This window comes from Tepidiforma sp. (genome assembly GCF_034433535.1).
In the GTDB taxonomy this organism is placed as follows: Bacteria; Chloroflexota; Dehalococcoidia; order Tepidiformales; family Tepidiformaceae; genus Tepidiforma.
The window spans coordinates 1-7,563 of the sequence record NZ_DAOUAO010000100.1; the positions used below are offsets into that span (position 1 = coordinate 1).

Below are 7,563 nucleotides of genomic sequence, written 5' to 3' on the forward strand. Positions count from 1 at the left end.
CTGAAGGCGCTGGAGTTCGCGAACCTCGATGAGGTCGTGGTCGGGCAGGACGTGGTGGCGATGGGCTACGCGCTGGATCTGCAGGGCGGCGAGACCGGGGCGTTCAGCGTGACGCGCGGGATTGTGAGCCAGAAGAACCGGGCGATCAACGAGGGTTCGAGCGCGGCGATCTTCGGGTCGATCCAGACGGATGCGGCGATCAACCACGGGAATAGCGGCGGTCCGCTGCTGAACCTGTTCGGGCAGGTGGTGGGGGTGAACACGGCGATTGCGCCGGACCCGACGACGGGCGAACAGGCGCCGGGCATCGGCTTTGCCGTCGGTTCGGACCTTGCGAAGGCGATCATGGAGCAGCTGAAGGCGAACGGCCGGGTGAATCGCGGCTTCCTCGGCATCCAGGGGTTCGAGGCGGTGCGCCCGGCGGTGGCGCGGCAGCTGGGGGTGCCGGAGAGCGCCGGCGGCATCCTGGTGCGGGCGGTGGTCCCCGGCGGGCCGGTCGCCCAGGCCGGGCTGCAGGCGAACGACGTCATCGTGAAGGTCGGGAGCGAGGAGGTCCACAACGAATCGGACCTGGCGGTAGCGCTGGTGAAGCACCAGGCCGGGCAGACCGTGACGGTGGAGTACTACCGGGGGGGCGAGAGGCGCACGGCGGAGGTGACGCTGGGTTCGCCGCCGACGAACTGACGGCCTTCCCTGGGGTTCGACGCTGACGGGGCCGGCCGCGTGCCGGCCCTTACGCTGCCCGGCGCCCGGGTGGGCGATAATCGCGGCATGCGGGTGGTGAGCCTTGTGCCGAGCCTGACGGAGCTGGTTTGGGGCCTGGCGCCCGGTGCGCTGGTGGGCCGGACGCGCTTCTGCGATGCGCCGGCGGAGATGGCGGCCGCGGTGCCGGCATTCGGCGGGACGAAGGACCCGGACGTGGCGGGGATTGTCCGCGTGCAGCCGGACCTCGTGCTGGCGAACCGGGAGGAGAACCGTGCGGAGGATGTGGCCGCCCTGCGGGAGGCGGGGCTCGAGGTGCTGGTCACCGAGATCGAGACGGTGGAGGAGGCGCTGGCGGCCATCGCGGAGATCGGCCGGCGGCTGGGGGCCGAGGCCGCGGCGGCGGCGCTCGTGGCGGACGTGCGCGCAGCGGCGGCGGAGCCGCCCGGGGCGGCCGAGGGGGTGCGGGTGTTCGTGCCGATCTGGCGGCGCCCGCTGCTCGGGCTGGGCGGGCAGACCTACGGGGGCGATGTGCTGCGGGTCTGCGGGGCGGTGAACGTGCTGGCCGACCGTCCCCGCTACCCGGAGGTGACGCTGGAGGAGGTGGCGGCGCTGGAGCCGGATATCGTGCTGCTGCCGGATGAGCCGTACCGGTTCGGGGAGGCCCACGCGGCCGAGTTCGCGGGGGTGGCGCCGGCCCGGCTGGTGGACGGGCGCTGGCTCTGGTGGTACGGGCCGCGCATGGCCGAGAGCTTCCGCGCGCTGCGGCAGGTGCTGGCGGAGGCGCGGGCATGAGGCGGCTGGGCCTGGCGTTCGGCGGGCTGGCGCTGGCCGGCGGAGGACTGGGCGCGGCGGCAGTGCTGGCAGCAATCGACCGGCGGCGCTGGCGGATGCCGGAGCCGCGGGGCTTCGTGCGGGAGGTGGCGGGCGCGCGGGTGCACTACCTCGATGAGGGCGCGGGGAAGGCGGTGGTGCTGGTGCACGGCTTCGCGGGGAGCACCTTCAGCTGGCTGCCGGTGGTGCCCGAGCTGGCGCGTGAGTTCCGGGTGGTGGCGGTGGACCTGCCGGGGTTCGGGCTGAGCGACCGGCGCCCGGGAATCGGGTACGGGCATGAGGCCCAGGCGGAGCGGCTGCGAGCGCTGCTCGACCTGCTCGGCATCGAACGGGCGGCCTTCGTGGGGCACTCGATGGGCGGCGCCATTGTGCAACGGCTGGCGGCACGCCACCCCGACCGGGTGGAGCGGCTGGTGCTGGTGGGGTCGGTGAGCGCCGGGGAGCAGATCGCGTTCGGGCGGCGCCGTGCGGCCGGGCGGGTCGCCTTCGCGGCGGTCGGGCTGGCGGCGCGCTGGCCGTCGCTGCTGTACGCGGTGGGGCGGCGTTCGCTCCGGCAGATGGTGGGCGACCCGGCGCTGGCGACCGAGGAGCGGCTGCGCGGCTACATGGACCCTTTGCTCATCCCGGGGACGGTGCGGGCGGTGCGGGAGCTGGCGGAGGAGCACGCCCGCGAGGCGCCGGTGGACCTGGCGGAGGTGCGCGCCCCGGCCCTGGTGCTCACCGGCGAGCGCGACGTGGTGGTGCCGCCGCAGCGGGCACGCGAGCTGGCCGCGTCGCTGCCGGGTGCGGGTGCGGCCGTGGTGGTGCCGGGGGCCGGGCACCTGCTCGCCGAGGAGCAGCCGGCAGAGTTTCTCCGGCTGGTGCTGCCCTTCCTGCGCGGCGAAGGCGGCTGAGCGCTCAGGCGGAGGGGTGGTAGCGGGCGGGGCTGCCGGGTCGCAGATAGGCGAGCGCGCCCCGGCAGATGGTGGCGTGGACGTGGAAATCGCCATCCAGCAGGACGAGGTCGGCATCGAAGCCGGGCTCGAGCTGCCCCTTGCGGTCGGAGGCGCCGGCGACGCGGGCTGGGTTCGAGGCAGAGAGGCGGGCAAGGGCGGGGAGATCGAGGCCGAAGTATTCGACGGCGTTGCGCACGTGGACGTCGAAGGTGGCGACGCTTCCAACGATGGTGCCATCGGGGCGGGCTGCGTGGGCACCGGCGATGCGCAGCGGTTCGCCTTCGAAGCTGGCCGGGGCATCTTCGGCGCCGGCGAGGTGGAGGTTGTCGGTGACGATGACGGCGCGCGAGGGGCCGAGGAGCCGGTAGGCGAGCTGGAGGACGGCGGGCTCGACGTGGGCGCCGTCGCAGATGAGCTCGGCGGTGAGGGCAGGGTGGTTGAGGGCGGCGACCACGGGGCCGCCCTCGCGCTGGTGGATGGGGCGCATGGCGTTGAAGAGGTGAGTGGCGTGGGCGATGCCGGCTTCGAAGCCCTCGCGGCACTGGGGGATGGTGGCATCGGTGTGGCCCATGGCCGGCACGGCGCCGAGCCGGGCGATGGTATGGATGACGGCCGGCGCGCCGGGCAGCTCCGGGGCGATGGTGACCTGACGGATGGCGCCGCCGGCGGCCTCATGAAGGGCTTCGTACTCGGCGATGGAGGGCGGGCGAAGGTAGTGCGCCGGGAAGGCCCCGCGTCGAACCGGGCTGAGGAAGGGACCTTCGAGGTGGAAGCCGAGGGGCTCGGCGGCGGCCTCGAGGGGTCCGAGGGCGTGGCGGAGGCTGGCGAGCCGGGCGACGAGCGCCGCGTGGTCGGGCGCGGCGGTCGAGACGAGGAAAGCGGTTACGCCGCGGGAGGGCGCCCAGCGGGCGTAGGCGACGATTTCGGCGGGGTCGTCGGTGAAGAAGGTGTGGCCGCCCCCGCCGTGGACGTGGATATCGACGAAGCCCGGCGCGGCCGTCAGGCCGGCGGCCTCGATGAGCGCGGCGCCGGGGGCTTCGAGGCCGTGGCCGACCGCGACGATGCGCGGGCCGAGGCTGAGGAGGTCGCCGCGGAATGGACCGGAAGGGAGGACGATGACGGCATCGCGGATGAGGAGGGACATCGCGGCTTTACCCCGGGGTTGACTGAACGGTCGGGAGGGCGGAATGCTGGTCGGCAATCTCATCGGAGGCCGGCGGGGGAGTGAGCCGAAGGGTGAAGCGGCGGGCGGCCATTGCGGGGATTGTGGCGGGGTGCGCGGTGGCGGTCTACGCCGCACTGGCCGTGTTTACGCGGGTCGACCAGTACCTGTTCCCGGCGAACGAGGTCGCGGTGCCATCGGTGCCGGCGTACGTGCCGGGGACCGACATCGGGGTGAACGTTTCGCTGCCGGGGGTTTCGAGCGAAGGGCCGAAGCCGTGGACGCCGGAGGCGCGGATCAACATCCTGGTGCTGGGGATCGATAAGCGGCCGGGGCAGCCGGAGGACGGCAGCTACCGGAGCGACACGATGTTCGTGGCGAGCATCGACCAGCACGCGGGGCGGCTGGAGCTGCTGGCGATCCCGCGGGATTACTGGGCGGAGATTCCCTACGGGAATGAACCGGGGGTATGGGCCCAGAACAAGATCAACGCGGCCTATTCGTACGGGCAGTTCTACAAGTACCCCGGCGGCGGCCCGGCGGCTGCGGTGGCGGCGGTGCAGCACAACCTGAACATCACCATCCGGCACTACGTGGTGATCGACTGGGAGGGGTTCGTCCGGCTGATCGACGCGCTGGGGGGTATCGACCTGGTGGTGCCGGAGACAATCTCGGACTTCGGGACGGACGTGCTCGAGGCGTTCCCGAACAGGACGGTGCAGGCGGGGCCGCAGCACATGGACGGGCGGCAGGCGCTGGGGTATTCGCGGGTGCGGGTGGATGGCGACCTGAAGCGGATCGAGCGGCAGCAGCTGGTCATCCGGGCGGTGGCCGATAAGGCGGTGAGCCTGGGGTACATCGCGCGGCTGCCGGAACTGTGGAACGCCTACCGGGATGCCTTCAAGACCGATATCGACAACGCGCTCATCCCGGGCTACGCGCTGCTGGCACGGCAGGTGGACCTGGGGCGGATCGAGACGTGGTCACTGGGCAAGGCGATGTACGGCTCGGTGTCGGAAGACGGCCAGCTGATCCTGCTGCCGAACATGGAGCAGGTGTACGCCATCATCGACGAGTTCCTGGCGGACCCGCAGCTGCGGGACGAGGCGCCGAAGATCGCGGTGGTGCTGCCGCCCGGGGGTGCGGGGAGGAAGCAGGAGGTGGTGGCGCACCTGGAGCGCTACGGAGTGCCGCCGGCGTGGGTGACCGTGATGGAAGGGAGCGGCGAGCCGGGGGTAGTGGATGTGACCGGCAAGACGTACTCGTCGGCGAAGCTGACGGGGCTGTTCGACCTGCGCATGCAGAACCCCGACGGCAGCGAGCCGCCGGGGTTCGATGTGGTGGTGCGGCTGGGCGAAGGGACGGCGCTCGTTTCGCCCGAGTAGCCCGCGAGCGAGGCTATTCGACGGTGATGGTGGCCTTCATCTGCGGGTGGTAGTCGCAGGTGATTTTGTAGGTCCCGGCAGATTCGAAGACCCAGGTGAAGACGTCGTTCTTCTTCATGTTGCCGGAGACGTTCTTGCCATCGATGTTGACGGTGTGGAGCGCGGTCTCGCTGTTCTTGAAGTAGACCGTTTCGCCCACCTTGACGGTGAGCTGCGTGGGGATGAACTGGAGGCGGTCCTGGTCGATGAAGGGGGCGCCAGCCGGGATGCGGCTATCGGAGCCATCGGCGACGCCGCTGTTCTCGGAGCCGCCGCCCCCGCCGCAGGCGGCGAGCACAAGCGCCGCCGTCAGCGTAAGGGCAGCGAGCAGCGGAAGGCGGGGGGAACGGATGATTCGGTGCATTGCGTACTCCCTGGCCGGCGGGGCCGTCGGCGTGATCGTGCAACTCCAGTGTCGCAGGGCCGGGTAGGGCCGGCAGGCTGCGAGGCAGAGTGTTTCACAGGTTCAATGGTCGCATTGGCGGCGCCTATGGCCATGGCCGAGCGGCCGCCGGGGCGCGGACGGGGGGCCGCGAAATGGAACGACGACGCCGGTATGCATAACGGTGTGGGCCCCCGTTCACGGCGGGGGCCCGGTGCGGGAGGCGGGGTGCGCGAACCGGCTGCGTCCCGGTTCGTCGGGTTTCAGCATGAGGGCAACTGTTCAACGGGTCAAGCGCGTGCGCAATTGCGCTGGCGCCGGCGTGGCGGATGTGCTTGAATGGCCGGGTGGAGAATTCCGGACTGCCGCTGCAGCGGTGCCCGCGCTGCGGGGAGCACCTGGCCGACATCAAGGGGTCGCGGCTGGCGGTGTGCCGGCGCTGCGGCTACAAGGACGACTGCTGCTGAGCCGGCGTGCCGGTCAGGCGGCGTGGCCGCGGCGCGGCCGGGCGTCGAAGGCGGCGAGCTGCTCGCGCATGCGCTGGATGCGGCGCAGACGGTAGGTGCTTGCCACCGGGGTCGCGTCATCGAGGTAGACCGGTCCGGCGCAGCGCCCGCAGCGCACGAGCGCGGCGGGGTCGGCGCCGGGCGGGAGGGGCCGCAGCCCGGATGTGGTGAGCGGAGACCCCTTGGGTCCGACCCAGCGGCCGGAGATGTGGCCGCAATGCAGGCATTTCAGTTCGCCGATGACGAGCATGGTGCGCCTCCCGCGTTGGGTGGAGGAAGTATTCGGCGGGAGATGCGGGCAGCGGATCGGGGAATACCCTGCGACGGGCGGGCAGAAGTGCCGAGCCTGCAGTGCGGAAACCCGGAGTTTTGCGCCGGTCGCTACGAGGTGTGGGTGATGGCGTCGATGCGGTAGCGCATCAGCCCCTGGGGCGCCTCGACATCGACCTCTTCGCCGACGCGGCGGCCGAGAAGGACGCGCCCGACCGGGGATTCGACGCTGATTTTCTTCTCGACTGGGTTGGCCTCGCGGGGGCCGACGAGCTGGTAGGTGACCTGGAGGTTGCGTTCGAGGAAGGTGACGGTCACCCGTGAGCCGATGGCGGCGACATCGTCCTCGAGGGCGGAGCGGTCGGCGACAACGGCGCGCTTGAGGGCCTCTTCGAGCTGGCGCTTGCGGCTCTGGGCGAGGGCGAGCGATTCGCGCGCGGCGTGGTAGGGAGCGTTTTCGCGGAGGTCGCCATCGGAGCGGGCAGTTTCGACCGCGCGGATGAGTTCGGGGATGCGCGCCTCGAGGTTGGCGAGCTCCTGGCGGAGGGCTTCGATGCCCGCGGCGGTCATTTCGATGGGGGTCTCGGCGAGGCGGGTGGCGGAGGAGGAGCTCTTGCCGTTGCGCTGGGTTTTGATGCGGACGGCGGTGCCGAGGTTGGTGGCGGTGTAGTTTTTCTTCTTCAGCCAGGAGAACCAGTGCTTGAGCGCTTCGACACGGCGCTGGGCATTGGGGTCGGTAGCGCGGATGGTGCGCTCGGCGTAGCTTTCGATGCGGTTGGGGCTGAGGTCAGCCAGGAGGGTATCAGGGCCGAGGTCGTTACAGAGCTTCTCGATGCAGGTGGCGTAATCGTGGTGTTCAGGCTTGAGTGTGCGGGTGTATTCGCGGAGGGCCTCGCCAATGGTCGCGGTCACCGTGGCTGCTCCCCGTGGTGGTTGGGTCATACGAAAACTGTACCACTTCGGATTGCTGTGTGCCGCCCGGGGGTCCGTTAACGATGGAATGGGGCGAGCTCGCGGCGCTGTTCGCGGGCACGGCCGAGGGTGAGGGCTGGCTCGAGCGGCTGCGGCGGCACTGGGCGCTGACGCGGGAGCACCCCGAGGCCGGGCGGCTGACGGCAGTGGAGGACGAGGGCGAGGCGGTGCGGCGGCACTACGCCGAGTCGCTGGAGCTGGTACGGCTGGCGGAGGAGGCCGGCATCCCGCGGGCGGGGGTGCGCTCCGCGGACGTGGGCACGGGCGGGGGCTGGCCGGGGCTGGCCGTGGCCTGCGTGCGGCCGGGCTGGGAGGTGCACCTGGTGGAGCCGCTGGGCAAGCGCGCGGCCTTTCTCTCGGCTGCGGCGGCGGAGCT

The 7,563-nt window shown here is 71.6% G+C and carries 9 protein-coding genes; 5 read left to right on the plus strand and 4 right to left on the minus strand.

Annotation, left to right across the window (positions count from 1 at the left end; genetic code table 11):
* The 3 genes from VAE46_RS05340 to VAE46_RS05350 all read left to right on the plus strand — a co-directional run.
* The coding region (locus tag VAE46_RS05340) for a S1C family serine protease (protein ID WP_322795882.1) at window positions 1–684 on the plus strand (684 nt) is incomplete at its 5' end.
* A 39-nt stretch (window positions 685–723) separates the two neighbouring features.
* A complete protein-coding gene (locus VAE46_RS05345) occupies window positions 724–1,497 on the plus strand; it encodes a helical backbone metal receptor (RefSeq protein ID WP_322795883.1) in 774 nt (257 codons plus the stop codon).
* Window positions 1,494–2,429, plus strand: coding sequence for an alpha/beta fold hydrolase (locus VAE46_RS05350; RefSeq protein WP_322795884.1), 936 nt, complete (start codon window positions 1,494–1,496; stop codon window positions 2,427–2,429). Before VAE46_RS05345 ends, VAE46_RS05350 begins: the two co-directional genes overlap by 4 nt.
* Window positions 2,430–2,433: 4 nt before the next feature.
* Here the strand turns inward: VAE46_RS05350 and nagA are convergent, their stop codons facing one another.
* The gene (gene nagA / locus VAE46_RS05355) at window positions 2,434–3,615 is read right to left on the minus strand and encodes an N-acetylglucosamine-6-phosphate deacetylase (RefSeq protein ID WP_322795885.1); all 1,182 of its coding nucleotides are present in this window, start codon (window positions 3,613–3,615) and stop codon (window positions 2,434–2,436) included.
* An 80-nt stretch (window positions 3,616–3,695) separates the two neighbouring features.
* Here nagA and VAE46_RS05360 point away from each other — a divergent pair, with 80 nt between their 5' ends.
* Window positions 3,696–5,018: an LCP family protein gene (locus VAE46_RS05360; protein ID WP_322795886.1), complete on the plus strand. Its 1,323-nt coding sequence runs from the start codon at window positions 3,696–3,698 to the stop codon at window positions 5,016–5,018.
* A 13-nt stretch (window positions 5,019–5,031) separates the two neighbouring features.
* On the opposite strand, the gene VAE46_RS05365 is transcribed toward VAE46_RS05360, so the two are convergent.
* The 3 genes from VAE46_RS05365 to greA form a co-directional block, all read right to left on the minus strand.
* On the minus strand, window positions 5,032–5,421 hold the full coding sequence (locus VAE46_RS05365) for a cupredoxin domain-containing protein (RefSeq protein ID WP_322795887.1): 390 nt from the start codon (window positions 5,419–5,421) through the stop codon (window positions 5,032–5,034).
* Window positions 5,422–5,919: 498 nt separating this feature from the next.
* The gene (locus VAE46_RS05370) at window positions 5,920–6,195 is read right to left on the minus strand and encodes a hypothetical protein (RefSeq protein WP_322795888.1); all 276 of its coding nucleotides are present in this window, start codon (window positions 6,193–6,195) and stop codon (window positions 5,920–5,922) included.
* A gap of 131 nt (window positions 6,196–6,326) precedes the next feature.
* Window positions 6,327–7,127, minus strand: coding sequence for a transcription elongation factor GreA (gene greA, locus VAE46_RS05375; RefSeq protein ID WP_322795889.1), 801 nt, complete (start codon window positions 7,125–7,127; stop codon window positions 6,327–6,329).
* An 83-nt stretch (window positions 7,128–7,210) separates the two neighbouring features.
* Here greA and VAE46_RS05380 point away from each other — a divergent pair.
* Window positions 7,211–7,563 (plus strand): RsmG family class I SAM-dependent methyltransferase (locus VAE46_RS05380; protein WP_322795890.1); only part of this gene is annotated, 353 nt, incomplete at its 3' end.

Excerpts from the sequence above, each read along its gene's own strand:
- VAE46_RS05350 (WP_322795884.1), top strand. The coding sequence starts at position 1,494 with ATGAGGCGGCTGGGCCTGGCGTTCGGCGGGCTGGCGCTGGCCGGCGGA.
- nagA (WP_322795885.1), bottom strand. The coding sequence starts at position 3,615 with ATGTCCCTCCTCATCCGCGATGCCGTCATCGTCCTCCCTTCCGGTCCA.
- VAE46_RS05365 (WP_322795887.1), bottom strand. The coding sequence starts at position 5,421 with ATGCACCGAATCATCCGTTCCCCCCGCCTTCCGCTGCTCGCTGCCCTT.
- VAE46_RS05370 (WP_322795888.1), bottom strand. The coding sequence starts at position 6,195 with ATGCTCGTCATCGGCGAACTGAAATGCCTGCATTGCGGCCACATCTCC.